The sequence below is a fragment of the Pseudomonas fitomaticsae genome (assembly GCF_021018765.1).
Taxonomy (GTDB): domain Bacteria; phylum Pseudomonadota; class Gammaproteobacteria; order Pseudomonadales; family Pseudomonadaceae; genus Aquipseudomonas; species Aquipseudomonas fitomaticsae.
Genome location: NZ_CP075567.1, coordinates 933,200 through 960,199, shown reverse-complemented (window position 1 = coordinate 960,199; position 27,000 = coordinate 933,200). Strand labels below are relative to the sequence as shown.

Below are 27,000 nucleotides of genomic sequence, written 5' to 3'. Positions count from 1 at the left end.
CGTCATGCGCCTGAAGTTGCTCACCAATCTCAATACTCTGTTGCTGGTCGCCGTTTGCGTGGCCCTCGGCGCCACGCTGTGGTGGTCGCAGAAAGCCCTGGAACGCCCGTATCTGTTGATGGAGCGTTACCTGGGGTTGTCGCAGAAATTTCAGAATGATGTGGCACGCAACGTCGAGGATTACCTCGCCAGCGGCGACGCCCTGCGTCTGAGCAGCGCCAGTCAGGCCATCGATCAGTTGCAGAAAGAACTTGGCGAGCTGCCGCCGGCGCTGGCCGACACCTTGCGCCCGAGCCTCACCGGCCTCGATGAATTCAGCAAGACCGACCTGCTGGCCGCCGGCAAACTGGCCGGCGATCCACAGGCCCTGCTGTTGCAGGCCGAGCGGGAATTGAGCGCCAGCCTCGATCAACTCAGCACCTACGCCGGCGGCAACGCGACCTATCTCACGCCCCTGCTGGTCGCCTCTCAACATCTGGGCAAACTGTCGTTGGCCCGCGACAAACTGGTCAGCAGCGGACGCAGTGAACTGGCCGCCGATGTCGAGCGCGAAGTCAGCAACATCCGCGCCCAGGCCCAAGCGATCGACGCCCTGCCCTTGCTCGGCGTGGTCGCCAGCAGTGAGTCCGGCAGCGACGATTTCGCCGCGATGATGGGCATCGAAAGCACGGAAAAAACCGTCGCCGAGGACGCCGGCGTCGGCCTCAAACGTGAACTCAACAGCCTGCTCGGCCGTTACCCGGCGGAGCTGGCGCGCACCCGCGATCAGATCCAGAAACGCACCGACCTGAGCACCGCGACCCACCAGAAAATCGCCGCCGTGCAGCAAGCCATCGCCGGTCTCGAACCGGTGGTGCGCGCACAACACGGGCAGATCCAGGGCGAAGTGCGGCTGATGCAAGGCGTGATGATCGGCCTGATTCTGTTGATCGCGCTGCTGATCGACACCCTGCAGCGGCGCCTGGCCCGCACCTTGACCAACCTCGCGCCGGCGCTGTCGACATGGGCCGAAGGCGACTTCAGCCGCGACATTCATCTGGGCAAGACCAACCGCGAACTGCACGACATCGAAGCCTCGCTCAACCGCCTGCGTGCCTATCTGGTGGATTTGGTCGGAACCATTCGCGGCAATGCCGAGCAAGTGGCTGGCAGCAGTCGCACCCTCGCAGAGCTGAGCAATGACTTGCACAGCGGTGCCGAACATCAGGCCGGCGATACCGCGCTGATCCGTGATTCCCTCGGCGAACTGGAAGCGACCATCCAGCAAGTGGCGGGCGATGCGCGTCAGGCCGCCGACGCCAGTCGTCATGCCGGGCTGGCCGTCGAACACGGGCAACAAGTGATCGGCCAGAGCCTCACCGGCCTGCACGCGCTGGTCGGCGAAGTGCAAGGCAACGCGCAGATGATCGAACACCTGGCCGAAGAATCGGCAACCATCGGCGGCGTGCTGACGGTGATTCGCTCGATTGCCGACCAGACCAACCTGCTGGCGCTCAACGCGGCGATCGAAGCCGCCCGCGCCGGCGAAATGGGCCGTGGTTTTGCCGTGGTGGCTGAGGAAGTGCGCTCGCTGGCACAACGCACCGCCGGCGCCACCGCGGAAATCCAGACCCTGATCGCCGGCCTGCAAACCGCCGCCCGGCAATCGGTCGAGGGCATGCGCGCGCAGGTCGAACACGCCGAGGCCACGGCCAATCAGGCGCAATCGGCGGACGGTGCGCTGGACAAGATTGTCGGCGCGATCCAGACCATCTCCGACACCGCGATCCGCATCGCCGACATCACCGCACAACAGAGCGGCGCGGTCAGCGAGATCCGCGATCACAGCGAGCGGATTCACCAATTGGGCGGGGACAATCTGCTACGCATCGGTCAGGGCCGCGAGCAAGGCGAGAACCTGCTGTTGCTCGGTGGTCAGTTGCACACCGCCGTGCAGGCGTTCCGCGTGTGACACACAGCGCAGGGCCAAGTCCGCTATCATTCCCGCACCTTTGATTCGCGAGATTGTCATGCGCCGTCTGCTCTGCCTGCTGTTTTTCGTCTTCGCCCTGCCGGCCGGCGCCGCCGGTCTGTTCGACAGCAAACCCAGCGCCACGCTGGGCTCGGTCAACAACAGCGCGGATTTCCTGCCGGTGCGCGAAGCCTTTCAACTGAGCCTGGTCGAGAGCACGCCGCAATCGGTCAAACTGCGCTTCGTCGCCACCGAAGGCTATTACCTCTACCGCCATCGCTTCCAGTTTCGTGCCGAGCCTGCCGAGGTGAAACTTGGCGCCGCACAACTGCCCCAAGGCGAACAGAAACACGACGAGTATTTCGGCGACGTCGAGGTCTACCACGGCATTCTCGACGTGGAGCTGCCGCGCAATGATTCCCGGGCGTTCACGCTGGCTGTCACCTATCAGGGCTGTGCCGACAAGGGTTTGTGCTATCCACCGGAAACCGAACGCCTGAGCATCGAGGGCAACGCAGCGGCAAGTGACGCGTCCGCTCCGGTGACGGGTTGGGACTGGCGTGATCTGGCGCTGTTCTTCCTGGCGGGTCTGGGGCTGACCTTCACGCCTTGTGTATTGCCGATGCTGCCGATCCTGTCCGGCGTGGTGTTGCGCGGGCAGGTGGGCGGTTTGCGCGGCTTCAATCTGTCGCTGGCTTATGTGCTGCCGATGGCTGCGTGCTTTGCGCTGCTCGGGGCCTTGATGGGACTGTTCGGCGCGCAACTGAATTTGCAGGCGCGTCTGCAATCGGCGTGGGTGCTGGTGCCGTTCGCGATGTTTTTTGCGGTGTTCGCGCTGGCGATGTTCGGCGTATTCGAGCTGAAACTGCCGCACTTCATCAGCAGCCGCCTCGACCGGATTGCCGGGCGCACCGAAGGCGGCTCGCTGTGGGGCGCGGCGGTGCTGGGTGTGGTGTCGAGTCTGCTGGTATCGCCGTGCGTTTCCGCACCGCTGGCCGGCGCACTGCTTTATATAAGCGCCAGTGGCGATGCGTTGGGCGGCGGCCTGAAGCTGTTCATGCTCGGCCTGGGCATGGGCGCGCCGCTGTTGCTGGTGGCCACCGGCGGCGCAGCGTGGCTGCCGAAAAGCGGGCCGTGGATGATGTACGTGAAGAACGGCATCGGCGTGTTGCTGCTCGGGCTGGCAATCGGTCTGCTCAGCCGGGTATTACCGGGGCAGATCACGTTGCTGTTGATCGGCCTGCTGGCCGGTGGCGTCGGGCTGTTCCTCGGCGCTCTGGAATTCGTCTACAAACCGCCGCGCAAACGCCTCGGCCAGTTGCTCGGCATGTTCCTGCTGTTTTATGCGCTGGCCTGCTGGTACGGCGCGTTCAGCGGGCAGACCGATCCGTTGAATCCGATAGCCCCGACACGCCTTGCCGACGGCGGTTCGACCGCGCAAAACAGCAGTTCGTGGCAGACCGTCAGCACCCCGGCGGAACTGGACCGTGTGCTGCTCGAAGCGAAAACCGCCGGCGCCCCGCTGCTGCTCGACTGGTACGCCGACTGGTGCATCAGCTGCAAAGTCATCGAACACGAAGTACTCAATGACGCCACGGTCGTGGATCGGCTCAAGGGCTATCGGCTGATCCGCTTCGACATCACCGCCAGCAACGCCGAACAGCGCACCCTGCTCGACCGCTACAGCCTGTTCGGCCCACCGGCGCTGATGTTCTTCGGCAAGGACGGGGTGGAACGTCGCGATGTGCGGGTGATCGGCGAGATCAACGCCGGCGACTTCGCCGAACGTGTCGCCAAAGCGAATGACCGGATTTAATCAGTCAGTCACATATTTTGCGCAAACATCGGACATCGTGCTGGCTATTGCAGAGAACTGGACAGTCACAAAGTCTTTGCGGCATAGTCGCCGGGTTCTGACGAAGGCTCACCCATAACAAGGAACACGCAGATGGCAACGCTACTGGTGCTGCACGGCCCCAACCTGAACCTGCTCGGCACCCGGGAACCCGGGACCTACGGGTCGACCACCCTGGCGCAGATCAATCAGGATCTGGAACGCCGCGCCCGTGAAGCCGGCCATCATCTGCTGTATCTGCAAAGCAACGCCGAGTACGAATTGATCGACCGCATCCACGCCGCACGCGGCGAGGGCGTGGACTTCATTCTGATCAACCCGGCAGCATTTACACACACAAGTGTCGCATTACGTGACGCGCTGCTGGGAGTGAGCATCCCATTCATCGAAGTGCATTTGTCCAACGTGCACAAACGCGAACCTTTCCGCCATCACTCTTACTTCTCCGACGTAGCGGTAGGAGTGATCTGCGGCCTTGGCGCCAGCGGTTATCGACTGGCCCTGGAGGCTGCACTAGAGCAGCTTGAACAACAAGCTATACGCCCCTGACCGACCCTTGGGAGTTGATGATTCATGGATATCCGTAAAGTTAAGAAACTGATCGAATTGCTGGAAGAGTCCGGCATCGACGAGCTCGAGATCAAGGAAGGCGAAGAGTCCGTACGCATCAGCCGTCACAGCAAGACCCCGGCGCAGCAGTACTACGCTCCGGCTCCGATGCAGGCTCCGGCCGCTGCACCTGCCGCCGCTGCCGCTCCGGTTGCTGCTGCAGCAGCTCCGGCTGCCGCTGCTGCTCCAGCGCTGAACGGCACCGTTGCCCGTTCGCCGATGGTCGGCACCTTCTATCGCAAATCTTCGCCAACCTCGCCGTCCTTCGTTGAAGTCGGCCAGACCGTGAAGAAAGGCGACACCCTGTGCATCGTCGAAGCCATGAAGATGATGAACCACATCGAAGCTGAAACCAGCGGTGTGATCGAGTCCATCCTCGTCGAAGACGGCCAGCCGGTTGAGTACGACCAACCGCTGTTCACCATCGTTTGAACTGCGGAGAGCCTTTGATGACTGCGAAGTTGGAAAAAGTTCTGATCGCTAACCGCGGTGAGATCGCCCTGCGGATTCTGCGTGCCTGCAAAGAGATGGGCATCAAGACCGTCGCCGTTTACTCCAAGGCCGACAAAGAGCTGATGCACCTGGGCCTGGCAGACGAATCCGTCTGCATCGGTCCGGCTTCTGCCGCGCACTCCTACCTGCACATCCCGGCAATCATTGCGGCCGCTGAAGTGACTGGCGCTACCGCCATTCACCCAGGCTACGGCTTCCTCGCGGAAAACGCCGATTTCGCCGAGCAGGTCGAGAACTCCGGCTTCGCCTTCATCGGCCCGAAAGCCGAAACCATTCGCCTGATGGGCGACAAGGTATCGGCCAAGCACGCGATGATCGAAGCGGGCGTGCCAACCGTTCCAGGTTCCGACGGCCCGCTGCCGGAAGACGAGGAAACGGCACTGCGCATCGGTCGTGAAGTCGGCTATCCGGTGATCATCAAGGCCGCCGGCGGCGGTGGTGGTCGCGGCATGCGTGTGGTGCACAAGGAAGAAGACCTGATCGCCTCGGCGAAACTGACCCGCTCCGAAGCTGGCGCGGCGTTCGGCAACCCGATGGTCTATCTGGAAAAATTCCTGACCAACCCGCGTCACGTCGAAGTGCAGGTTCTGTCCGACGGCCAGGGCAACGCCATCCATCTGGGCGACCGCGATTGCTCGCTGCAACGCCGTCACCAGAAGGTTCTCGAAGAAGCGCCGGCACCGGGCATCGACGAGAACGCGCGCAAGGAAGTCCTGGCTCGCTGCGTCAAGGCGTGCATCGACATCGGCTACCGTGGCGCCGGCACCTTCGAGTTCCTGTACGAGAACGGTCGTTTCTACTTCATCGAAATGAACACCCGTGTTCAGGTGGAGCACCCGGTTTCGGAAATGGTCACCGGTATCGACATCGTCAAGGAGATGCTCAGCATCGCCGCTGGCAACAAGCTGTCGTATACCCAGGATGATGTGGTCATCCGCGGTCACTCGCTGGAATGCCGGATCAACGCCGAAGACCCGAAAACCTTCATGCCGAGCCCGGGCACGGTCAAGCATTTCCACGCGCCAGGCGGCAACGGCGTTCGCGTCGATTCGCACCTGTACAGCGGTTATGCCGTTCCGCCGAACTACGACTCGCTGATCGGCAAGCTGATCACTTACGGCGCGACCCGCGACGAAGCCATGGCCCGCATGCGCAATGCCCTGGACGAAATCGTGGTCGACGGGATCAAGACCAACATCCCGCTGCACCGTGATCTGACCCGCGACGAAGGCTTCTGCAAAGGGGGCGTGAACATTCACTACCTCGAGCACAAGCTGGCTGGCGAGAAGCACTAAGCTTCAGCCCGCACCAGACAAGGCCGCCTTCGGGCGGCTTTGTTGTTTCCGAAGGTTTCATCTGCTCACACATTCCCCGCTCCCACAAAACCGTCGCGCTCGCGTAAACTTGCGCGCTTCTCGCAGGCCGCTAGGCTGCAATCAATCTTTTTCACAGGTGCCCGCCATGCCTTGGCTGCAAGTCCGTCTCGCCATCAGCCCAGAACAAGCCGAAACCTACGAAGACGCTTTCCTTGAAGTGGGCGCCGTTTCGGTGACCTTCATGGACGCCGAAGATCAGCCGATCTTCGAACCGGAACTCAATACCACCCCGCTGTGGGCGCACACCCACCTGCTGGCCCTGTTCGAGGGCGGCACCGAAGCCGCCCCGGTACTGGCCCATCTGGAACTGCTGACCGGCAGCCCGCTGCCCGAGCACCACAGCGAAGTGATCGAAGACCAGGACTGGGAACGCAGCTGGATGGATGGTTTCCAGCCGATGCGTTTTGGCCAGCGCCTGTGGATCGTGCCGAGCTGGCACGCCGCACCGGAGCCGGACGCAGTCAATCTGCTGCTGGACCCGGGCCTGGCGTTCGGCACCGGCACTCACCCGACCACCGCCCTGTGCCTGGAATGGCTGGACGGCCAGGACCTGAAAGACTGCAACGTGCTTGACTTCGGCTGCGGTTCGGGGATTCTGGCGATTGCCGCCCTGCTGCTCGGCGCGAAAGAAGCCGTCGGCACCGACATCGACGTGCAGGCACTCGAAGCCTCCCGCGACAACGCCGGGCGCAACAACATCGCTGACGAACTGTTCCCGCTGTACCTGCCGCAAGACCTGCCGCAGGTCAAAGCCGACGTGCTGGTGGCCAACATTCTGGCCGGTCCGCTGGTTTCCCTGGCGCCGCAACTGTCCGGTCTGGTCAAGTCCGGCGGGCGTCTGGCACTGTCCGGGATCCTCGCCGAACAAGGCGACGAAGTCGCTGCCGCCTACGCGCAAGACTTCGATCTCGACCCGATCGCCAATCGTGATGGCTGGGTGCGCATCACCGGCCGTCGGCGCTAGAATGACCGCCTGCTCAATCCGGATCGCCGCATGACCGACAGCTTCGTCACCCAGTGCCCGCATTGCCAAACCAGTTTCCGCGTCAGCCACGCTCAGTTGAGCGTGGCCCGCGGGGTGGTTCGTTGCGGCTCCTGCCTGCAAGTGTTCAATGCCGCCAAGCAATTGCTGGAGCAACACGCAGGCAAGGAAGCGGTCACGCCGGTGGCGCCGTTAATCAGCGAGCCGCCACCAATCAGCGAGCCTGCGCCTGTCGAGCTACCGGCCATCGTCGAAAAGCCCGAGCCGCGCGCCATCAGCCAAAAGCAATGGAGCGCCGCCGAGCTGGATCTGGACAGCCTGGATCTGGACGAAGAACTGGCCCGCCTCGAGCAACGGGAAATCCAGCCGACCACCGAGTTCGGCCGCCCACGCGAAGACGCCCTGAGCGCTCGCCGCGACAGCCACGAACCGGAAGACACGACATGGCCGGACAGCCTGTTCAGCGAACCGGCGGATGAGCGCGCACCGGAAGTCGAAGAGGAACCCGACGCCGTCAAGCCCGAGCCAACCCGTCCGGAGCGCACCGAACCTTCGCTGTCGCTGGAGCCGGTGGATCTCGATGACGAACCGCCGATTCCGCAACTGCGCCTGCACGACCCGATCGATCCGAATGCCCGTCGCGAACGCTTGTCGGCCAGCGATGACGTCGACGACGAACTGCCACTGATCGAAGCACCGCGCAAAAAGCGCGAACGCGTCGAATCCAGCGTTCGCGCCGAAGCCTTGCAGGACCTGACCGACGATCCGCTGCAACTGGACTGGCAGAAACGCCGCTCGCCCTGGGGCCGTCGCCTGCTCTGGCTGTTGCTGATCGCGCTGGCCGCCGCCGGCCTGGGCGGACAGTACATCGCCTATCACTTCGATGAACTGGCCCGCCAGGATCAATACCGGCCATGGTTCCAGCAACTGTGTCCGCAAGTCGGCTGCACGGTGCCGTCCAAGGTGGACATCGCCAAGATCAAGAGCAGCAACCTGGTGGTGCGCAGCCATCCGGAATTCAGCGGTGCGCTGGTGGTGGACGCGATCATTTACAACCGCGCGCCGTTCTCGCAGCCGTTTCCGCTGCTGGAGCTGCGCTTCGCCGACCTCAACGGTCACCTGATCGCCAGTCGTCGCTTCAAACCCGGCGAATACCTCAACGGCGACCTCGAAGGCATGGCGGAAATGCCGCCGCAGACGCCGATCCACATCGCCCTGGACATCCTCGATCCAGGCCCGAAAGCCGTGAACTACAGCCTGAGTTTCCACTCGCCCGAGTGAAACGCTTCACCGCTCCCGGATTGACGGCAGTTTTCTGACTGCTCACCGCACGACCAAACCGGCGGTAATAACAGAATAACTGTTCAGATTTTGTTCAATTCAGCCTTTATCCAGTCATCGAGAGCGGGTATCATGCCAACCCTTTTTCGAACTCTCATGATCCGGCCCCACTTCAGGGAAGTCCTATGTCGGCGGTACGCATCGGCCCATATACATTGCAGAACGGCTTGATCCTCGCCCCGATGGCGGGCGTCACCGATCAGCCCTTTCGTCAGCTGTGCAAGCGTTTGGGCGCAGGGCTTGTAGTCTCGGAAATGGTCACCAGTGACATGAGCCTGTGGAACACCCGCAAGTCGCGCATGCGCATGATCCACGAAGGCGATCCCGAGCCACGCTCGGTGCAGATCGCCGGTGGCGATGCGCAGATGCTGGCGGATGCGGCCCGGGCCAACGTCGAGCTGGGCGCACAGATTATTGATATCAACATGGGTTGCCCGGCGAAGAAGGTCTGCAACAAGGCCGCCGGCTCCGCGTTGTTGAAGGATGAGGCGCTGGTTACCGAGATCCTGCACGCCGTCGTGGCGGCAGTTGATGTGCCGGTGACCCTGAAGATCCGCACCGGATGGGATCGCGACAACAAGAACGGCCTGACCGTGGCGAAGATTGCCGAGCAGGCCGGGATCACGGCGCTGGCGGTGCATGGCCGCACCCGCGCCGACCTGTACACCGGCGAAGCCGAGTACGACACCATTGCCGCGATCAAGCAGGCGGTGTCGATTCCGGTCTTTGCCAACGGCGACATCGTATCGCCGGAAAAGGCCCGCTACGTGCTCGACGCGACCGGTGCCGATGGCCTGTTGATCGGCCGGGCTGCCCAGGGGCGGCCATGGATTTTTCGCGAGATCGAACACTTCCTGCGTACCGGCGAGAAACTGCCGGCGCCGGAGCTGATCGAGGTGGAACGCATTCTGCTTGAGCATCTGGCCGCCCTTCACGCCTTCTATGGGGACGTGATGGGCGTGCGAATTGCCCGCAAGCATGTGGGCTGGTATCTCGCAACCTTGCCGGGCGCCAGGGAATTTCGCGCCCACTTCAATCGTTTGGATGGTACGGAAACACAATGCGCCAACGTTCGGGAGTTCTTCGCCGAACGTTACAAGAGCCTGACAGGGGACGGAGAAGGGGTGGCCGCATGACGATGATGACCGAGACTTTAGTGAGTGGAACAACACCCGTGAGCGACAACGTGAATTTGAAACAGCACCTCAATACCCCGAGCGAAGAAGGCCAGACCCTTCGCGGGAGTGTCGAGAAGGCGCTGCACAATTATTTCGCCCACCTTGAGGGCGCAGCCGTCACGGACGTGTACAACCTGGTGCTCTCCGAAGTCGAGGCTCCCCTGCTCGAAAGCGTGATGAACTACGTCAAGGGCAACCAGACCAAGGCCAGCGAGCTGCTCGGACTCAACCGCGGCACGCTGCGCAAGAAACTCAAGCAGTACGATCTGCTGTAAGCATTCAATCCAACCAGAAAGGCGCCCGCGTAAAACCGGTCGCCTTTTTTGCTGACTTCCCTTGCTTTTGATGGAAATTGAGATGACCGACCAGACTACCCGCCTGCCGATCCGCCGCGCCTTGATCAGTGTTTCCGACAAGACCGGGATCCTCGAATTCGCCAGGGAGCTGGAAGCCCTGGGCGTGGAAATCCTTTCCACCGGCGGGACCTTCAAGCTGCTGCAGGACAACGGCGTGGCCGCAGTGGAAGTCGCGGATTACACCGGTTTTGCAGAGATGATGGACGGTCGGGTGAAAACCCTGCACCCGAAAATCCACGGCGGGATCCTCGGTCGTCGCGGTATCGACGACGCGATCATGAACGAGCACGGCATCAAGCCGATCGATCTGGTGGCGGTCAACCTGTACCCGTTCGAAGCCACCATCAGCAAGCCAGGCTGCGACCTGCCGACCGCCATCGAGAACATCGACATCGGCGGCCCGACCATGGTCCGTTCGGCGGCGAAAAACCACAAAGACGTGGCCATCGTGGTGAATGCCAGCGACTACGCCAACGTCCTCGAAAACCTCAAGGCCGGCGGCCTGACCTACGCTCAGCGTTTCGACCTGATGCTCAAGGCGTTCGAACACACCGCCGCCTACGACGGCATGATCGCCAACTACATGGGCACCGTGAACCAGGCCGCTGACACCCTCAGCACCGAAGGTCGCAGCGAATTTCCGCGCACTTTCAACAGCCAGTTCATCAAAGCCCAGGAAATGCGCTACGGCGAGAACCCGCACCAGAGCGCGGCGTTCTACGTTGAAGCCAAGCCGGCCGAAGTCGGCATCGCCACCGCCACCCAACTGCAAGGCAAGGAACTGTCGTACAACAACGTGGCCGACACCGACGCCGCGCTGGAATGCGTGAAGAGCTTCGTCAAACCGGCCTGCGTGATCGTCAAGCACGCCAACCCGTGCGGCGTGGCCGTGAGCCCGGACGCCGAAGGCGGCATCCGTCAGGCTTACGAACTGGCTTACGCCACTGACACCGAATCCGCATTCGGCGGCATCATCGCCTTCAACCGTGAACTGGATGCCGAGACCGCCAAGGCGATCGTCGAGCGTCAGTTCGTTGAAGTGATCATCGCGCCAAGCGTCAGCGAAGAAGCCCGCGCAATCGTCGCTGCCAAGGCCAACGTACGCCTGCTGGCCTGCGGCGAGTGGTCGGCCGATCGCGTTCCGGCCTGGGACTACAAGCGCGTCAACGGCGGCCTGCTGGTACAGAGCCGCGACATCGGCATGATCGGCGCCGACGACCTGAAAGTGGTGACCAAGCGCGCCCCGACTGAACAGGAAGTCCACGACCTGATCTTCGCCTGGAAAGTGGCCAAGTTCGTCAAATCCAACGCCATCGTCTACGCCAAGAACCGTCAGACCATCGGTGTCGGCGCCGGCCAGATGAGCCGCGTGAACTCGGCGCGTATCGCTGCGATCAAGGCTGAGCACGCCGGTCTGCAAGTCGCCGGTTCGGTAATGGCTTCGGACGCGTTCTTCCCGTTCCGCGACGGTCTGGACAATGCGGCCAAGGTCGGTATCACGGCGGTGATCCAGCCGGGTGGCTCGATGCGTGATGCTGAAGTGATTGCAGCTGCTGATGAAGCTGGCATCGCGATGGTGTTCACCGGCATGCGCCACTTCCGTCACTAATCAGACAACGGCCGCACTGAAGCCGGCATCTGCTGCGTTGGAGCCGACCTCGATGATGCTCATTGCCAAAAGGCAACTCCGCTCACCGAGGTCGACTCCGCCTTGCATCTACCGACTTCATTGCGACCTCCTGGAGCGTGAAGCGCTTCAGGTTCTAAAACAGAATTAGCGTCATCCGAGGTTTTTGAAATGAATGTTTTGATCATTGGCAGCGGTGGCCGCGAACACGCACTGGCCTGGAAAGTGGCTCAGGATCCGCGTGTGCAGAAAGTTTTCGTGGCACCGGGCAACGCCGGCACTGCGATTGAAGCCAAGTGCGAAAACGTCGCCATCGACGTGCTGGCCCTTGAACAGCTCGCTGACTTCGCCGAGAAAAACGTTTCCCTGACCATCGTCGGTCCGGAAGTGCCATTGGTGGCCGGCGTCGTCGACCTGTTCCGCTCCCGTGGCCTGGACTGCTTCGGTCCGACCGCCGGTGCCGCGCAGCTGGAAGGCTCGAAAGCCTTCACCAAGGATTTCCTCGCGCGCCACAAGATCCCGACCGCCGACTACCAGAACTTCACCGAGATCGAGCCGGCCCTGGCTTATCTGCGTGAAAAAGGCGCACCGATCGTGATCAAGGCCGACGGCCTGGCCGCCGGTAAAGGCGTGATCGTCGCCATGACCCTGGCCGAAGCCGAAGACGCCGTGCGCGACATGCTCGCCGGCAATTCCTTTGGCGACGCCGGTTCGCGCGTTGTCATCGAAGAATTCCTCGACGGCGAAGAAGCCAGCTTCATCGTCATGGTCGACGGCAAGAACGTCCTGCCGATGGCCACCAGCCAGGACCACAAACGCGTCGGCGACGGCGACAGCGGCCCGAACACTGGCGGCATGGGTGCGTACTCCCCTGCACCGGTTGTCACTGCAGACGTGCACCAGCGCGTGATGGACCAGGTGATCTGGCCGACCGTGCGCGGCATGGCCGACGAAGGCAACGTCTACACCGGTTTCCTGTACGCCGGCCTGATGATCGACAAGGCCGGCAATCCGAAGGTCATCGAGTTCAACTGCCGTTTCGGCGACCCGGAAACCCAACCGGTGATGCTGCGTCTGCAATCGAGCCTGGTACTGCTGGTCGAAGCCGCACTGGCTCAGGCGCTGGACAAGGTTGAAGCACAGTGGGATCCACGTCCGAGCGTCGGCATCGTGCTGGCCGCCGGCGGTTATCCTGGCGACTACGCCAAGGGCGCGCCGATCAACGGTCTGGACGCAGCCGCCGCACTGGAAGGCAAGGTCTTCCACGCCGGTACTGCGCTCAAGGACGGCAACGTCGTGACGGCCGGCGGTCGGGTGCTGTGCGCCACCGCCATGGGCGCCAGCGTCGGCGCCGCCCAGGAGCAGGCCTACAAACTGGCCAAGGCCATCGACTGGGAAGGCTGCTTCTACCGCACCGACATTGGCTACCGCGCCATTGCCCGTGAACGCGGTGAGTCTCAGTAATAAGCTACGCTGTGTTTCCGGCAGGGGCTCATCGCCCTTGCCGGACTGTTCCGACGCTGCGCATCGTTATATTCTGGCATCAACCTACGAAGGGATTTCGCCGTGCGCTGGCTCAGGATTGCCATAGGCTTCACCGTCACGCTGTTGACCATGCTCTGCATGCTCCCGGCCCAGGCCGCGCAAGGCAGTGGCTGGTCGGTATTGCTTGACGATCAGGGCAACCTCCAGCTGAGCGACATCCGCTCCGCCCGCTACACCAATCAATTCAGCCCTATCGAGCTTGACCGCCTGACCGCGGCCGAACCCGATGGTGCCTTGTGGCTGCGCTTCAGGCTGGCGCCCGGCAAGCACGAACAAGTGCTGCGGATCTTCGCCCCCGACCTTTCGCACCTCAATCTGTATGTCCTCGACGGCGATCGCCTGATCGAACAACGCGACACCGGCACCACCCAGCCCCAGGTGGAACGACCGCTGCCGAGCAGCGACTTCATGCTGCCGTTGCCGCAGAGCGACAAGCCCCTCGACGTTTACCTGCGACTGGTCTCCGATCATCAGTTGCGCCCGTACATCACCCTGCAATCGGCGGTGATGGCTGCGGCCAATCACAACCAGACGCTGATCTACGGCCTGCTGTTCGGCTGTCTGGCGATGCTGATCCTGCACAACCTGATCCGCTACGCCTACACCCGTTCGCGCAGCAGCCTGTGGCTCGCGGTGTGTGAAGGCCTGTTGAGCCTGAGCCTGTTGCTGTTGCTCAACCTCGCCGGTCCGTGGCTGCCGAACTGGCACGCGATCCAGACCCCCGGCGCCTATCTGGCCCTGCTGCTGACCGCCCCGGCGGGCCTGATGTTCGCCTACCGTTTCTTCGCCCCGCTCGGCCCGCATCCGCTGAACAAGCTGCTGATCGGCGACATTCTGTTCATCGTGATCTGCAGCCTGCTGCTGTTGTTCGTCAACACCCTGCCGCTGAACATCATCACCTACGCGCTGGTGGCCCTGGCCGGGCTGAGCATGTTGCTGGTGGCGTTCTATCACTGGCAGAAAGGCTACCGCCCTGCCCGCTTGTTCGTCGCCGCGATGGTGGTGTTCAACATCGGCACGCTGATCATCCTCCCGGCCTTGCTGGGGCTGACCCTGGTGGCGCCGCAAGGCCTGATCATGACCTTGATGGGTTTCATCTGCATCAGTGGCCTGCTGATGAGCATCGCCCTCGGCGAGCGTCAGCGCAGCATCACCGAAAGCCGTTTCAGCATCAGCCGCGACCTTGCGGCGAGCAACGCCGAGATCAATGCCAAGGCCGAGTTCCTGGCCAAGATCAGCCACGAGATCCGCACGCCGATGAACGGCGTGCTGGGCATGACCGAACTGCTGCTCGGCACGCCGCTGTCGGTCAAGCAGCGCGATTACGTGCAGACCATCCACAGCGCCGGCAACGAACTGCTGACCCTGATCAACGAGATCCTCGACATCTCGCGGCTCGAGTCCGGACAGATCGAACTGGACGACGTGCAGTTCGACCTCAATGCGCTGATCGACGATTGCCTGAGCATCTACCGCGCCAAGGCCGAACAGCAGAACGTCGAGCTGATCAGCTTCATCCAGCCGCAAGTGCCACGGGTCATCAGCGGCGACCCGACGCGCCTGCGCCAGACGTTGCTGAGCCTGCTGGAAAACGCCCTGAAAAAAACCGAAGAAGGCGAAGTGCTGGTAGTCGTCGCACTCGACGAACGCAGCGCCGGGCCACGCCTGCGCATTGCCGTGCAGGACAGCGGCCAGCCGATGGATCAGGAAGAGCGCGATGCGCTGATGCACGCCGAGTTGCACAGCAAGCACTTCCTGTCGGCCAACCGTCTGGGCGGCAACCTCGGGCTGGTGATCGCCCGCCAATTGATCCGTTTGATGCAGGGCGAGTTCGGCATCAAGAGCGGCGCCAGCCAGGGCAGCACGCTGTGGCTGACTCTGCCGCTGGACCCTGATCGCCTGGAGCACCCGACCTCGGACCTCGACAGCCCGCTGCAAGGCGCACGCGTGCTGGTGGTCGACGACAACGACACCTGCCGCAAGGTGCTGGTGCAGCAATGCAGCGCCTGGGGCCTGAACGTCAGCGCCGTGCCGTCGGGCAAGGAAGCGCTGGCCCTGCTGCGCACCAAGGCGCATTTGCGTGATTACTTCGACGTGGTTCTGCTGGACCAGAACATGCCCGGCATGACCGGCATGCAACTGGCCGCCAAGATCAAGGAAGACCCAAGCCTGAACCACGACATTCTGCTGATCATGCTCACCGGCATCAGCAATGCGCCGAGCAAGATCATCGCGCGCAACTCGGGGATCAAGCGCATCCTGGCCAAACCGGTGGCCGGCTACACCCTCAAGACCACGCTCGCCGATGAACTGAACCAGCGCAACCGTGGCCAGGTGGTGTTTCAGCCACAGCCAGCCAGTCCCGCAGCGCCGGTCAAGGTGCCGAGCGATTTCCGCATTCTGGTGGCCGAAGACAACACGATTTCCACCAAGGTGATCCGGGGCATGCTCGGCAAACTCAACCTGCAGCCAGACACCGCCAGCAACGGCGAAGAAGCCTTGCAGGCGATGAAAGCCCAGCGCTACGACCTGGTGCTGATGGACTGCGAAATGCCGATCCTCGACGGCTTCTCCGCCACCCAGCAACTGCGGGCGTGGGAAGTCGGCAATCAGCGCATCCGCACGCCGGTCGTGGCGCTGACCGCACACATCCTCGCCGAGCACAAGGAACGCGCGCGTCAGGCCGGGATGGACGGGCACATGGCCAAACCGGTGGAGCTGTCGCAACTGCGTGAGCTGATCGAGCACTGGGTGGCCCAGCGTGATCAGCAGAACCGAGCGACGACGCAACCGTCGTGAGCCGACAGACTCGATAGCGCCTGTTAGACTCCCCCCGACTTTCCCCGCCAGCGAGCCCGCGCCATGCTCCACGTGTTATTCAGCGTTTACCTGAAGATGCTGGTGCTCTACAGCCCGTTCTTCGTGTTGTCCTGCTTCATCAGCCTGACCCGCGGTTATTCGCGCAAGGAACAACGGCGTCTGGCCTGGAAAGTGGCGATCGCCACCCTGGTCTCGAGCGTGCTGCTGTATCTGTTCGGGCGGGTGATTTTCGATGTGTTCGGCATCACGGTGGATGCGTTCCGTATCGGTGCCGGCAGCGTGCTGTTCATCTCGGCACTGGGCATGGCGCAGGGCAAGTCGGCGGTGCAGACCGACAACGTGCAGCAGGACGTGACGATTGTCCCGTTGACCATTCCGCTGACCGTCGGCCCCGGCACCATCGGCGCGCTATTGGTTATGGGTGTCAGCCAGCCACACTGGGACGACAAGCTGTTCGCGATCATGAGCATCGCCCTCGCCAGCTTTACGGTGGGCGTGGTGCTGTATCTGTCGAACCGCATCGAACGCATTCTCGGCGATCAGGGTTTGCAGATCGTCAGCCGCCTGATGGGGTTGTTCGTGTGTGCACTGGCGGCGCAGATCATCTTTACCGGGGTGAAAGGATACCTGGTGCCCTGAGACCTGTTTCACGCGAAAGAAATAAAAAGCGGCTCTCGAAGAGCCGCTTTTTTTTTGCATCAACCGTTTGGTTTTTCCCCGTACCAGCGCGGCGTATACACCCACTCTCCGCCTTCGGCGCGAGGGAAAGCACAGGTGGTGGACGAACCGATCAGCACCATCGTGCGCATGTCGACCTGATCCGGTGTCAGCTCACCCAACGTCGTCACCCGCAGCGTCTGACCCGGCCGGCCGATATCACGCCCCAGCACCACCGGCGTTTGCGATGTGCGGTGCTGCGCGACGATTTCCAGCGCTCGCCCCAGTTGCCACGGACGCGCGCGGGAGATCGGGTTGTAGAACGCCAGCACCAGATCCGCTTCGGCGGCCAGATCCAGCCGTTTTTCAATGATCGACCACGGCTTGAGGTTGTCCGACAGCGACATCACGCAGAAGTCGTGACCCAACGGTGCACCGGCCTGAGCGGCGGTGGCGAGCGAGGCGGACACGCCCGGCAGAATTTCCAGATCGACGCTGTGCCACGCCGGATCCACCGACTCGTGCAGCGCTTCGAGCACTGCCGCCGCCATGGCGAACACGCCCGGATCGCCGGACGAAACCACAATCACCGAACGGCCCTGAGCGGCCAGTCTGAAGGCGTGACGGGCACGCTGCATTTCTTCGCGGTTGTCGGTGCAATGCTGCACCTGATCGTCGCGGAACGGGCCGGCCATGCGCACGTAGGTTTCGTAACCCAGCACGTCAGTGGCGCGTGCCAGCTCGGCTTTCACCGCCGGCACCATCAGTTCCGCAGCACCTGGGCCGAGGCCGATGACGGCCAGACGACCGCGCGGGCGACCGATCTGCAAAATATCCAGCGGCTGTTCGGCCACGGCGATGGCAATGTCCCGGGATGTTGTGATGATTCGAGTTCCGGAGACTGCATCGCGAGCCAGCTCACCGATGTCATTCGCCGGCGCCACAAAGCGCAGCGGCACTGCCAGTTCAAGCGCTGCTTCACGCAATGCCGGGCTGGCCATTTGAACGTCCGCCGCCACCAGACAGGCCAGCGATTGAATCGCCACACCGGCCTGCTGCAACGCATCGCGAATCGCGCCCGGCAGGTCAGCCACATCAGCACCGACCGCCACCGCCACGCTGCGCGGATAAATCAGCAACTCACTGGCGCTCGCCGCGCGGGCATCGCTGCCCACATGAATCGAGCGCTGTGCCTGTGAATCTTCTGGCAGTTGCGCTTGCTCAAGCCACGGCGCAGCGCCGTCGATGCGCACGCTGTGGCCGGCGAGCAAGTCGGAGACAAAACGCTTGCCCTGCTCCAGATCGCCAAGGGCATAACCGCCGGGCGGGTTGAGCAGGCAGGTGCCGAAACGCAACTCGCCGCTGGTGGTGATTGCTGCTGCCACTTCAAGTGCAGCGGCGATTTCGCGGGCCATGACATTCACCCCGCCCAGGCCACCGAGCAGCGGCACCACGGCGCTGCCGTCCTCAGCCACGGCGAGCACCGGGGGCTCGACGCCTTTCTCCAGCAACAGCGGCGCCAGGGTGCGGATGACAATGCCGGCCGCGCACAAGGCAATGATCGGCGTGTCCTGTTGATACAACTCGCGCACGGTCGCGCCGAAGTCGCTGTAGGTCAGGTCGGCGCCTTCGACACGTCCATTGAGCCCGTGAATCTTTGCGGCCGGATAAACCTGTTGAAGGCGACGGGCCGTGGCCAACGCGCCCTGGCCGAGGATGACGATGGCCGGTGTGGAATGAGTCATCAGCCTTGCCACCGTTCGCCGGGAACAATGATCAGCGAGAAGTACGGCGAGGACATCGGCTCGACCTCATCCAGCGGCACGATCTTCTGATTGGCCATGGTCGCGCGCTCGACGTACAGCGCACGCTCGGCCAGCCCCAGCTCTGCCAACACGTCGCGCACTTTCGGGAAGTTGCGCCCCAGCTTCATGATCACCGCCGCATCGGCATCGGCCAGACGACGCTTGAGTTCGTCATGAGGCAGGACACCGGACAGCACCGACAGGCTCTGATTGCGATACACCAGCGGCGCGCCCAGTACCGACGCGCCGCCGAGCATCGAGCAGACGCCCGGCACCACTTCGGCTTCGTAACGGCTGGCGAGGCGATCGTGCAGGTACATGTAGGAGCCGTAGAAGAACGGGTCACCTTCGCAGATGACCGCCACGTCGCGGCCGGCATCCAGATGCGCGGCCACTTCCTCTGCCGCGTCATCGTAGAAGTCGCTGATCACTTGTTCGTAGGACAGCGGCGCCGGCAGCACTTCGGTGGTCACCGGGTACACCAGCGGCAGCAGATTCTGCGCGTCCTGCAGGTGTGCTTCGATGATGCCGAACGCATTGCCCTTCTTGCCCTTGGCCACGAAGTACGCCACCACCGGCGATTCGCGCAGCAGGCGCAGGGCCTTGACGGTAATCAGTTCCGGATCACCGGGGCCGACGCCCAGGCCAATCAAACGTCCTTGAGCCTGCATCATTCGATCTCCGTGGCGAGGGCATTGACCGCAGCGGCGGCCATGGCGCTGCCGCCGAGGCGGCCCTGCATGATCACGAACGGCACGCCACGGCTATTGGCGGCCAGTTCGGCCTTGGATTCGGCAGCGCCGACGAAGCCCACCGGGAAACCGAGGATCAGCGCCGGTTTCGGGGCACCGGCGTCGAGCATTTCCAGCAGATAGAACAGCGCGGTCGGCGCGTTGCCGATCACCACCACGCTGCCTTCCAGATGCGGACGCCACAGCTCCAGCGCCGCCGCCGAGCGAGTATTGCCCAGCTCGCGCGCCAACTCCGGCACGCTGTCGTCGCGCAGGGTACAGATCACTTGATTGTTGGCCGGCAGGCGCGCACGGGTGACGCCTTCGGAAACCATCCGCGCATCGCACAGGATCGGCGCGCCGGCGGCCAGCGCATCACGACCGGCCTTGCCGGCGCCTTCGGAGAATCGCAGTCCGTCGATGGCGTCGACCATGCCGCAGGCGTGGATCACCCGCACGGCGAGTTTTTCCAGGTCGGCCGGGATGCGAGCCAGGTTGGCCTCGCTGCGAATGATCGCGAAGGAGTTGCGATAGATCTCCTGACCGTCGCGGATGTAATCAAGCATCAAGGGGGCTCCGTGAGCGGGCGGCGAGCAGGGTCGCGGCCGCTTCGATAGTAAGGTTGTGAGCGTACAGCGCGCCGAAACCCGGCAGTGCTGCATCGCGAAAATAGAGATCGTAGTGACCGGGGCCGACCGCCAGCAAAGTCACCGCAGCCCGATGTGCGGCGGCGCAGGAACGCGGGCAGCCGGACAGGTGCACATCCATGGCGTGTGGCAACAGCGCAGCCAGAACGCGGGCATCGTGTTTAGTGTCGGCCAGGCCTTTGCCGCAGCCGTTGGCGCCGGTGCAGGCGATCAGGTGCGCCAAAGGATCTTCGATATGGGTCAGCAGGTTCAGCTTGCCCAATTCGTCAAGCACTTGAACCGCATCGGTTTCTCGCACATTGGGCAGCAAAAAACTCTGCCAAGGGGTGAAACGCAGGCTGCCGTCGCCGAAGGTTCTGGCCAGTTGTGCGGCGCCACGCAGCATGTCCGGATCGAGGCGACCGAGCGCAGGTGCGGCACCGACATAGACCTGACCAGCCGATCGCTGAGGGTGGATGCCGAGGTGCAAACCTTCTGATCCGGCTACGCGCTGCCAATCAGCAGCGGCTTTCAGGTTGATCCGCTGACCGAGTTTTTCCAGGAACACCGGCACCGGGCATTCATCCAGCAGATGGCGCATCCGCGTCTGCTCGGGCTGGGCCAGATCGAGGAACAACTCCAGCACCGCGACCACCAGCGCATGTCCATCCGCAAGCGCCACGTAGGCCAGCGGTCGGTCCGTCGGGCAACCCGCCAGGCCGAACGCCAGCAGCGTGTCGCCGCGATCTTCGAATGCCGACAACCACAGGTCATGGGGATGTTCGAGCATCGCCAGCGCTTCACCGCCATCCAGTTGCACGGCGAACTTGGCGCTCAGCTCATGGAAGCGCGGATGGCTTTGCAAGGTCTCGAGGATCTGCCCGGCCAATGGACGGGTATCGGAGCGCATCTGCGAGTCGATGCCGGCGGCGGGGCTGAGCATCAGGTTGCGCACATCGTCGCCCGCTGCGGTTCGCGGCCCGAGACCGGCGGCCAGCAGGCTGTCAATCAGCGCGGCGGACTGCTCGCCGATCCCGCGAATCTGCAGATTGCCCCGGTTGGTGGCCTCGATCGCCCCGCCGGCAAACCGTTCGGCGGCGTTGGCCACAGCATCGGCCTGATCGGCCGTGATCGAGCCGCCATCGAGCTTGATCCGGCAGATCCCGCCATCCAGCGCCTGGACGATACGCAGCAACCCCGGACAGGCCGAGGGGCGTATGGCAGTGGATAGAGGACGTTCGTTCAAGGGATGACCGGCTGACAGACAGCACTGTGGTGGGCGAAAGGTCGCCATTATGCCTGCTTTGCCTGACCGCATGAAAAGTCTGCCCGTCGGACAGCCGATCGTGTCGCTTCTTCTTTCTCGGCCGCTGGAACTTGCCGTCAGTTCTCAGACCAACTCGATGATCTGCTCCTGGCGCCGCTCACCCAATAACGCAATCACTTTGTCCCGGGAAAAGACGTAATCTTCGGGGTCGATCAGTGCCTTGTAACCATCGATTGATACGTTACCCCGCACGTTTGCTGTATTGAATCGATGGCACAAAAGATTGCCTTCAATGACTTCATCAACTTCGAACGCGATGAATACCGTCGACACCCCCAGGCTCCCAGACAGAAGACTGAAACCGAACCGGACCCACCTGCTCTTGTGCAGGGCGTTTTCGAACAAAACTTCCATTGCCGGTGTCGGCGATGCCTTGCACAACAGCGAATCCAGGCTGAGATCCAACACTTCATCGGTCGCAGCAGGAACCCACTGGTGAAGGATCCGCCGAGTCAACTCGGCAAGAGAAAAGCTGCCCGGCATCGGCACTGGCAGACTGGCTTGCGGGTTATCCAGCAACATTGCACCGGTGACTCTCAGTGCGATCTTGTTGGCCTGACTCCATGGATCGACCTGAGCAAAGTCAGGACATTTGTGAGAGGCGACCAACTGAGCATAAAGCAGTGCATCCAGACCATCGCACCGGTCCGACTCCAGCAACTCATCCGCGACCAGAACCACCGTACCGGCACATATGAAGGTTTTAAAACCGATACCTTTATTCATCGAGAACTCCTTATAAAAAAGCCAGAGGTCCATGCCTCTGGCTTCAATGAATATCAGGCCTTGCCAAACTCGTAGCTGAGCGCTTTTTCGCGCTGCTCGGTCAGTGCCTTGACGATCAATGGCTCGACCATCAAGTAGTCTTCTTCGTCCATGGACATGGTGGCAGAACCGTTGTAGATGCTGACGCTGGATGTAGCCCACTCGACAAACAGCACCTTGGTAGGTTGCGCCGCAGCAATGTACTGAACGGCAGCGATGGCCATCGTGATGGTCCCCTCCTTGTCCTCCAGGGCACTCGACATACAGAAGTTGCCGCCCTCGGCTTTTTTGGCGTTGCGCTCAAACAATACCAACGCTTCAGGGACATCCTTCAGCGCGTCCATCGTGGTGTCCGCCACATCCTTGAGCACCTTCAAGGCCGCTGCACCCTGACCCACCGCCGCAGACACCGCGGTATGGATGATGTTGAGGGCAACATTGTCCATGGTCAGTTTCTGGGAGGTGGCCTCATAACGATTGTAAGGCTGACTGAAAGCAAACCAGCCTGCCAGTTTCATCAATCGCATGAATTCGTTGTAACGCTGTTCCTTCTGGCTGGCGGAAGGGTATTTGAGCAAGGAAACCAGATCGGCGTACATATAAGTATTCTTCACAATGCGCTTGCTGCGCTTGGACATACTTTCATCAAAACCGGCAATGCCTGTGCCCATGATGGCCGCATTTAGCTCATCCTTGTCGATGGGCAAGTTGGCGTTGGCAGATACATTCAGCATGCGCGGCGCAGGTCGCGCAGCGATGAAGTCATTGCACTCTTTAATCAGCGCGACACGCTGATCCGCGGGAATAACCTGCTTTGAAAATTCGGTCACGATATACATTCCTTTTTATTAAATAAGCACGCCCTCATGGCGCAATAAAAAACTAACAACCCAGAACAACTTAATCAACTTCCAAAAGATTCAAACCATTTCACGCCAATTCAATTTCCCTTTGCCGCATTTCTCTTACTGCTTCGGTCAGATCCGCTCGATACTTATCCATCGTTCGCGACCTGATCACGAAACGCCTGGCTTGAATATCAAGCTGCGACTTTGCGTATTCCAGATCCCAGAACAGGTATCTGGAAGCCCAATTACTGCTCAGCAAGCGAACATTGCTGATGACTATTTCCAGCTCGCTGTGCCGGTTGTATTGTGCGGGGGAGAACCGGAAGTCCCCCCACTCTCTTGTGCTCTGCGCAAATAGATCCATACCTGCCGGGTGAAACTCGAGCAACTGAAAGGTTTCTCTCATCCGGCGGATTTTTTCCCTGCTTAACAGCGTGGACAACGAGGATGCCCAACTGTCGAGCAAGTCACCGGAAAAGTTCTTGTCCACAACAATCACCGGATCCTGTTCCAGCCCCCAGCCCACTGACCAGAGTCCTCCCGAATAAAACTCAAACCAGGCCACCGGGTTCCGCTTCCTGTCGCTGCGAAGATCAGCCTGATATTCGGCCCATCGCATACTGTCCTTGATGTATTGTTTGTCCTGTCGACTCAATCCGGATAAGAAAGCCAACAAGTTACTATTCAATACGCTTGAGCTGCCACCGTCCGAAAGCTGATTACCGGCCTTCGATTCCTCTACTTGTAGTTCCATGACCCCAACTTAATACCAGAAAAACCTCCATTAACGCGCCCCACTATCAAAGACAGGCCGCACAATCAAAAAACAATTTATCAGCCAATAAACAAACTCAACAAACAACAACTTCTACATTTAATGTCTGACATCCATTGAAAATGGACAGCAGCCAGTTCGAGGCAGCCGCGTTATCATGTCGCCCATTCACAAAGAACCCATGATGAGGATCCGCATGACCCCCTGGCTGACGGTTGTAGGCATTGCTGAAGACGGTTTCAAAGGTCTTGGCAAAAATGCCCGGCGCGCCCTGCTGGGCGCTTCGCGGATCATCGGCGGTCAGCGTCAGCTGGATCTGTTGCCGGTGTGCATCCGTGGCGAGCGCCAGCTGTGGCCGAGCCCGTTTTCCCTGGCCCCGATTCTCGAGCGCCGTGGCGAAGCGGTGTGCGTGCTGGCCAGCGGAGATCCGATGTTCTACGGCGTTGGCGCGAGTCTGGCGCGGCAGGTGCCAGGGGCCGAGATGCTGGTTCTGCCGGCGCCGTCGTCCTGCTCGCTGGCGGCTGCCCGACTGGGCTGGCCGTTGCAGGATGTCAGTGTGCTGTCACTGGTGGCTCGTCCGCTTGCGGCGCTCAACGCACAACTGTTCAGCGGCGTGCGCCTGTTGCTGCTGAGCAATGACGGACGAAGTCCGGCCGCCGTTGCAGAATTGCTGCGCGAGCGCGGATTCGGCGCCAGTCGCCTGAGGGTTCTGGAACATCTGGGCGGCGACGCCGAACGCCGGATCGACGGCACCGCCAACGACTGGAATGACCCGCTCATTGCCGACCTCAACGTGATCGCCATCGAGTGCCTGGGCGATCCAGATACACCACGCCTGTCGCGCCTCGCCGGCCTGCCGGACTCGGCCTTCCAGCATGACGGCCAACTGACCAAGCGCGACGTGCGCGCCATCACCCTCGCCCGCCTCGCCCCGACGCCGGGCGAATTGCTGTGGGACGTCGGCGCCGGCAGCGGCTCGATCGGCATCGAGTGGATGCGCGCTCACCCGAGTTGCCGCGCCCTGGCCATCGAGGCCGATGACGGTCGCCAGCAATTGATCGAACACAACCGCGATGCGCTGGGTGTTCCCGGCCTGCAACTGATTCGCGGCAGCGCACCACAGGCCCTCGCCGGGCTGGAACGTCCGGACGCGATTTTCATCGGCGGCGGCGTGACCCGCGAAGGCGTGCTCGACACCTGCTGGGAACAACTCAAACCCGGCGGCCGACTGATCGCCAACGCCGTGACCCTGCAAAGCGAAATGACCTTGATGAGCTGGCGCGAACGCCACGGCGGCGAGCTGACCCGCATCCACATTGCCCAGGCGCAGCCGCTGGGCGAGTTCGACACCTGGCGCCAGGCCTTGCCGATCACCCTGCTCGATCTGGTCAAACCCCTCGATGCGTGACGAAACCGCCGAACAACCCGCGCCCCTGCGCAGCGGCCTGACCACCGGCAGCTGCGCCACGGCCACCAGCCTCGCCGCTGCCCGCCTGCTGCTCGGCGGAGTGGTGGCGGACGCCGTGCAGATCGTGTTGCCCAAGGGCAAGCAGGTGCAGATGCGCCTGGAGTTTTGCCGACTGACCGAAGACGGCGCCGAAGCCGGAACCATCAAGGATGCCGGTGACGATCCGGACGTGACTCACGGCGCCCTGCTCTACTCCCGCGTGCAACTGATGGCCGAGCCGGGGATTCGCTTCATTGCCGGTAAAGGCGTCGGCACCGTGACCCGGCCGGGGCTGGTGCTGGGCGTCGGCGAGCCGGCGATCAACCCGGTGCCGCGCAAGATGATCAGCGATCACCTGATGCTGCTCGCCGAAGAAACCGGCTATCGCGGCGGCTTCGAGGTGACGGTCAATGTCGAGGGCGGTGAAGCCCTGGCGCTGAAAACCATGAACCCGCGCCTGGGGATTCTCGGCGGTCTGTCGATTCTCGGCACCAGCGGCATCGTCCGGCCGTTTTCCTGCGCGGCGTACATTGCCTCGATCCATCAAGGCATCGACGTGGCGAAAACCAACGGTTACCTGCACATCGCCGCCTGCACCGGCAACGCCAGCGAAGACACCATGCGCCGGGTCTACAACCTGCCGGAAATCGCCCTGATCGAAATGGGCGACTTCGTCGGCGCCGTGCTCAAGCACCTGCGCAAAGTGCCTGTGGATAAACTCAGCCTGTGCGGCGGCTTCGGCAAGATCAGCAAACTGGCGGCCGGGCACATGGATCTGCACTCGCGCCATTCGAGCATAGACCTGCCGCAACTGGCCGAATGGGCGGCGGCGATTGGCGCTGACGATGCGTTGCAGCAAGCCATTCGTGGGGCGAACACCAGTCAGCAGGCGTTGGCGATGGCCAGTGCGGCGGGTGTCGCGCTGGGCGATGAGGTCTGCCGTCATGCTCTGGAATTCGCCCGCAGCGTAGTGCCGGCTCAGGTGCAGGTCGAAGTGTTTGCGATTGATCGTCAGGGCGGCATCGTTGGCCATGCGGGAGCCTTTGTATGAAGCGAATCCTGTTGCTCGGCGGCGTGACTGAAGCGCTGGCCATCGCGCGCACGCTGGGACCGGAACACATTTACAGCCTGGCCGGCGTCGGCCGGGTGCCGACCGATCTGACGTGTCAGGTGCGCGTCGGCGGCTACGGTGGCGCCGAAGGTCTGGCGCAGTTCATTCGCGACGAAGGCATCACACTTTTGCTCGACGCGACCCACCCCTACGCCGCGCAAATCAGCCAGAACGCCGCCACCGCTGCGCAACTCACCGGCATCTCCTGCTGGGCCCTGCGCCGCCCCGCGTGGCAACCACAGAAGGGCGATGACTGGCGCGAAGTCGCCGACTGGGCCGAACTGATCACCGCCCTCGAACCCTTCCGTCGCCCCCTGTTCACCCTCGGCCGCGAACCGCTGCAACACCTCGATGAAATCCCTGCGCACCAGTTCTGGACCCTGCGCGCCCTCGACGTCTACCCCGGCAACGAGCGCTGCGAAGTCATCGCCGCCCGTGGGCCGTTTCTGCTGGAGGATGAGCGGGCGCTGTTCGAACGCCGGCAGATCGACGTGCTGATCAGCAAGAACAGCGGCAGCACCGCAACCGAGCCGAAACTGGACGTGGCGCGGGCGCTTGGGGTGACGGTGATGGTGTTGAAGCGGCCGGTGTTGGCGGGGGTTGATCGGGAGTTTTGGACGGTTGCTGAAGCCATCGCTGCCCTCGCGGCCGGAGTCCGACCGTGAAAAACAAAAAGCTCAAGTCCTACTGAGTGCTAGGACACTGCCCACAAGAACTTAAAGAATCGCTGACTATCTGCACGAGCGACCCAGGCT

At 62.2% G+C, this 27,000-nt stretch carries 23 protein-coding genes; 16 read left to right on the top strand and 7 right to left on the bottom strand.

Annotation, left to right across the window (positions count from 1 at the left end; translation table 11 throughout):
- The first annotated feature begins 4 nt into the window (after nt 1-4).
- From KJY40_RS04190 to KJY40_RS04130, 13 genes are all read left to right on the top strand, one after another.
- Nucleotides 5-1,951 carry a methyl-accepting chemotaxis protein gene (locus KJY40_RS04190; protein WP_230735155.1) on the top strand — a complete coding sequence of 649 codons (1,947 nt, stop codon included), beginning with the start codon at nt 5-7 and terminating at the stop codon, nt 1,949-1,951.
- Nucleotides 1,952-2,009: 58 nt separating this feature from the next.
- Nucleotides 2,010-3,767, top strand: coding sequence for a protein-disulfide reductase DsbD (locus tag KJY40_RS04185; protein WP_230735153.1), 1,758 nt, complete (start codon nt 2,010-2,012; stop codon nt 3,765-3,767).
- Nucleotides 3,768-3,899: 132 nt separating this feature from the next.
- On the top strand, nt 3,900-4,355 hold the full coding sequence (gene aroQ, locus KJY40_RS04180; protein WP_007951022.1) for a type II 3-dehydroquinate dehydratase: 456 nt from the start codon (nt 3,900-3,902) through the stop codon (nt 4,353-4,355).
- A 24-nt stretch (nt 4,356-4,379) separates the two neighbouring features.
- On the top strand, nt 4,380-4,847 hold the full coding sequence (gene accB / locus KJY40_RS04175) for an acetyl-CoA carboxylase biotin carboxyl carrier protein (protein ID WP_007951023.1): 468 nt from the start codon (nt 4,380-4,382) through the stop codon (nt 4,845-4,847).
- 17 nt (nt 4,848-4,864) lie between these two features.
- Nucleotides 4,865-6,223, top strand: coding sequence for an acetyl-CoA carboxylase biotin carboxylase subunit (gene accC / locus KJY40_RS04170; protein ID WP_011332264.1), 1,359 nt, complete (start codon nt 4,865-4,867; stop codon nt 6,221-6,223).
- Between the two features lie 166 nt (nt 6,224-6,389).
- Nucleotides 6,390-7,268 carry a 50S ribosomal protein L11 methyltransferase gene (prmA, locus tag KJY40_RS04165; protein ID WP_115076401.1) on the top strand — a complete coding sequence of 293 codons (879 nt, stop codon included), beginning with the start codon at nt 6,390-6,392 and terminating at the stop codon, nt 7,266-7,268.
- 30 nt (nt 7,269-7,298) lie between these two features.
- Nucleotides 7,299-8,567 carry a DUF3426 domain-containing protein gene (locus tag KJY40_RS04160; protein ID WP_230735152.1) on the top strand — a complete coding sequence of 423 codons (1,269 nt, stop codon included), beginning with the start codon at nt 7,299-7,301 and terminating at the stop codon, nt 8,565-8,567.
- A 185-nt stretch (nt 8,568-8,752) separates the two neighbouring features.
- Entirely contained in the window at nt 8,753-9,763 is a 1,011-nt protein-coding gene (gene dusB, locus KJY40_RS04155; protein ID WP_007951027.1) for a tRNA dihydrouridine synthase DusB, read from the top strand.
- Nucleotides 9,760-10,080 (top strand): DNA-binding transcriptional regulator Fis, encoded by a 321-nt coding sequence (fis, locus tag KJY40_RS04150; RefSeq protein ID WP_003186237.1) that lies wholly within the window; start codon nt 9,760-9,762, stop codon nt 10,078-10,080. Before dusB ends, fis begins: the two co-directional genes overlap by 4 nt.
- 82 nt (nt 10,081-10,162) lie before the next feature.
- On the top strand, nt 10,163-11,770 hold the full coding sequence (gene purH, locus KJY40_RS04145; RefSeq protein ID WP_102688348.1) for a bifunctional phosphoribosylaminoimidazolecarboxamide formyltransferase/IMP cyclohydrolase: 1,608 nt from the start codon (nt 10,163-10,165) through the stop codon (nt 11,768-11,770).
- 189 nt (nt 11,771-11,959) lie between these two features.
- Nucleotides 11,960-13,252: a phosphoribosylamine--glycine ligase gene (purD, locus tag KJY40_RS04140; RefSeq protein WP_007951030.1), complete on the top strand. Its 1,293-nt coding sequence runs from the start codon at nt 11,960-11,962 to the stop codon at nt 13,250-13,252.
- Nucleotides 13,253-13,354: 102 nt separating this feature from the next.
- Complete coding sequence (locus KJY40_RS04135) at nt 13,355-16,132, top strand: hybrid sensor histidine kinase/response regulator (RefSeq protein WP_230735150.1); 2,778 nt, start codon at nt 13,355-13,357, stop codon at nt 16,130-16,132.
- Nucleotides 16,133-16,195: 63 nt separating this feature from the next.
- Entirely contained in the window at nt 16,196-16,792 is a 597-nt protein-coding gene (locus tag KJY40_RS04130; protein ID WP_179692808.1) for a MarC family protein, read from the top strand.
- A gap of 59 nt (nt 16,793-16,851) precedes the next feature.
- Here the strand turns inward: KJY40_RS04130 and cobJ are convergent, their stop codons facing one another.
- The 7 genes from cobJ to KJY40_RS04095 all read right to left on the bottom strand — a co-directional run bounded on the left by cobJ (nt 16,852) and on the right by KJY40_RS04095 (nt 23,666).
- Nucleotides 16,852-18,555 carry a precorrin-3B C(17)-methyltransferase gene (gene cobJ / locus KJY40_RS04125; protein ID WP_230735149.1) on the bottom strand — a complete coding sequence of 568 codons (1,704 nt, stop codon included), beginning with the start codon at nt 18,553-18,555 and terminating at the stop codon, nt 16,852-16,854.
- Nucleotides 18,555-19,289, bottom strand: coding sequence for a precorrin-2 C(20)-methyltransferase (locus tag KJY40_RS04120; RefSeq protein ID WP_007951035.1), 735 nt, complete (start codon nt 19,287-19,289; stop codon nt 18,555-18,557). The genes cobJ and KJY40_RS04120 overlap by 1 nt, the downstream gene beginning before the upstream one ends.
- Entirely contained in the window at nt 19,286-19,912 is a 627-nt protein-coding gene (locus tag KJY40_RS04115; RefSeq protein ID WP_230735148.1) for a precorrin-8X methylmutase, read from the bottom strand. Before KJY40_RS04115 ends, KJY40_RS04120 begins: the two co-directional genes overlap by 4 nt.
- Nucleotides 19,905-21,290 carry a precorrin-3B synthase gene (gene cobG / locus KJY40_RS04110; protein ID WP_407681985.1) on the bottom strand — a complete coding sequence of 462 codons (1,386 nt, stop codon included), beginning with the start codon at nt 21,288-21,290 and terminating at the stop codon, nt 19,905-19,907. The genes KJY40_RS04115 and cobG overlap by 8 nt, the downstream gene beginning before the upstream one ends.
- 72 nt (nt 21,291-21,362) lie before the next feature.
- A complete protein-coding gene (locus tag KJY40_RS04105; RefSeq protein WP_230735144.1) occupies nt 21,363-22,025 on the bottom strand; it encodes a hypothetical protein in 663 nt (220 codons plus the stop codon).
- A gap of 53 nt (nt 22,026-22,078) precedes the next feature.
- The gene (locus KJY40_RS04100) at nt 22,079-22,894 is read right to left on the bottom strand and encodes a hypothetical protein (protein WP_230735142.1); all 816 of its coding nucleotides are present in this window, start codon (nt 22,892-22,894) and stop codon (nt 22,079-22,081) included.
- Between the two features lie 100 nt (nt 22,895-22,994).
- Nucleotides 22,995-23,666 carry a hypothetical protein gene (locus tag KJY40_RS04095; protein ID WP_230735140.1) on the bottom strand — a complete coding sequence of 224 codons (672 nt, stop codon included), beginning with the start codon at nt 23,664-23,666 and terminating at the stop codon, nt 22,995-22,997.
- 217 nt (nt 23,667-23,883) lie between these two features.
- Here KJY40_RS04095 and cbiE point away from each other — a divergent pair, with 217 nt between their 5' ends.
- The 3 genes from cbiE to KJY40_RS04080 are packed head-to-tail and all read left to right on the top strand — an operon-like array spanning nt 23,884 to nt 26,910.
- Nucleotides 23,884-25,095, top strand: a complete 1,212-nt coding sequence (cbiE, locus tag KJY40_RS04090; RefSeq protein WP_230735138.1) for a precorrin-6y C5,15-methyltransferase (decarboxylating) subunit CbiE — start codon at nt 23,884-23,886, stop codon at nt 25,093-25,095.
- Nucleotides 25,088-26,185 carry a cobalt-precorrin-5B (C(1))-methyltransferase gene (locus KJY40_RS04085; RefSeq protein ID WP_230735136.1) on the top strand — a complete coding sequence of 366 codons (1,098 nt, stop codon included), beginning with the start codon at nt 25,088-25,090 and terminating at the stop codon, nt 26,183-26,185. The genes cbiE and KJY40_RS04085 overlap by 8 nt, the downstream gene beginning before the upstream one ends.
- Entirely contained in the window at nt 26,182-26,910 is a 729-nt protein-coding gene (locus KJY40_RS04080; RefSeq protein WP_230735134.1) for a cobalt-precorrin-6A reductase, read from the top strand. Before KJY40_RS04085 ends, KJY40_RS04080 begins: the two co-directional genes overlap by 4 nt.
- Nucleotides 26,911-27,000 lie beyond the last annotated feature (90 nt).

Coding starts and splice junctions, on each gene's coding strand:
- purD (WP_007951030.1), top strand. CDS start 11,960: ATGAATGTTTTGATCATTGGCAGCGGTGGCCGCGAACACGCACTGGCC.
- KJY40_RS04095 (WP_230735140.1), bottom strand. CDS start 23,666: ATGGAACTACAAGTAGAGGAATCGAAGGCCGGTAATCAGCTTTCGGAC.
- cbiE (WP_230735138.1), top strand. CDS start 23,884: ATGACCCCCTGGCTGACGGTTGTAGGCATTGCTGAAGACGGTTTCAAA.
- KJY40_RS04185 (WP_230735153.1), top strand. CDS start 2,010: ATGCGCCGTCTGCTCTGCCTGCTGTTTTTCGTCTTCGCCCTGCCGGCC.
- fis (WP_003186237.1), top strand. CDS start 9,760: ATGACGATGATGACCGAGACTTTAGTGAGTGGAACAACACCCGTGAGC.
- dusB (WP_007951027.1), top strand. CDS start 8,753: ATGTCGGCGGTACGCATCGGCCCATATACATTGCAGAACGGCTTGATC.
- KJY40_RS04160 (WP_230735152.1), top strand. CDS start 7,299: ATGACCGACAGCTTCGTCACCCAGTGCCCGCATTGCCAAACCAGTTTC.
- accB (WP_007951023.1), top strand. CDS start 4,380: ATGGATATCCGTAAAGTTAAGAAACTGATCGAATTGCTGGAAGAGTCC.
- KJY40_RS04130 (WP_179692808.1), top strand. CDS start 16,196: ATGCTCCACGTGTTATTCAGCGTTTACCTGAAGATGCTGGTGCTCTAC.
- purH (WP_102688348.1), top strand. CDS start 10,163: ATGACCGACCAGACTACCCGCCTGCCGATCCGCCGCGCCTTGATCAGT.
- accC (WP_011332264.1), top strand. CDS start 4,865: ATGACTGCGAAGTTGGAAAAAGTTCTGATCGCTAACCGCGGTGAGATC.
- KJY40_RS04085 (WP_230735136.1), top strand. CDS start 25,088: ATGCGTGACGAAACCGCCGAACAACCCGCGCCCCTGCGCAGCGGCCTG.
- cobG (WP_407681985.1), bottom strand. CDS start 21,290: ATGCGGTCAGGCAAAGCAGGCATAATGGCGACCTTTCGCCCACCACAG.
- cobJ (WP_230735149.1), bottom strand. CDS start 18,555: ATGACTCATTCCACACCGGCCATCGTCATCCTCGGCCAGGGCGCGTTG.
- prmA (WP_115076401.1), top strand. CDS start 6,390: ATGCCTTGGCTGCAAGTCCGTCTCGCCATCAGCCCAGAACAAGCCGAA.
- KJY40_RS04120 (WP_007951035.1), bottom strand. CDS start 19,289: ATGATGCAGGCTCAAGGACGTTTGATTGGCCTGGGCGTCGGCCCCGGT.
- KJY40_RS04190 (WP_230735155.1), top strand. CDS start 5: ATGCGCCTGAAGTTGCTCACCAATCTCAATACTCTGTTGCTGGTCGCC.
- aroQ (WP_007951022.1), top strand. CDS start 3,900: ATGGCAACGCTACTGGTGCTGCACGGCCCCAACCTGAACCTGCTCGGC.
- KJY40_RS04105 (WP_230735144.1), bottom strand. CDS start 22,025: ATGAATAAAGGTATCGGTTTTAAAACCTTCATATGTGCCGGTACGGTG.
- KJY40_RS04080 (WP_230735134.1), top strand. CDS start 26,182: ATGAAGCGAATCCTGTTGCTCGGCGGCGTGACTGAAGCGCTGGCCATC.
- KJY40_RS04115 (WP_230735148.1), bottom strand. CDS start 19,912: ATGCTTGATTACATCCGCGACGGTCAGGAGATCTATCGCAACTCCTTC.